This window comes from Bacillus sp. SIMBA_005, assembly GCF_046535585.1.
In the GTDB taxonomy this organism is placed as follows: domain Bacteria; phylum Bacillota; class Bacilli; order Bacillales; family Bacillaceae; genus Bacillus; species Bacillus pumilus.
Window position 1 is genome coordinate 1 of the sequence record NZ_JAWRWI010001028.1, and the last position, 242, is coordinate 242.

At 40.5% G+C, this 242-nt stretch carries 1 protein-coding gene; it reads right to left on the minus strand.

Annotated features, from left to right (window positions below; genetic code table 11):
- The coding region (locus SB660_RS23230) for a hypothetical protein (RefSeq protein ID WP_410584909.1) at nucleotides 1–242 on the minus strand (242 nt) is incomplete at both ends.

Here is a 242-nt window from a genome sequence, read left to right on the forward strand (position 1 = left end):
GTTCAAGAGTCAAAACATTGGTCGCCAATGCCTCTAAGTAAATTTCTTCCCCATCATAAATTACCGGAAATTGATATTTGCGTGGATTTTTAGCAAACAATAAATCGTCTTTTTTATCGTTGCATGTCCAGCAGACTAAGGCATGCACCCATGGTTCTGTAGTAAAGCACTGATTTACAAGAGCGCAATCATTAAGCACAGGGACAAGATAGACCTCTTGCCCCTGTAATACCATTTCACGG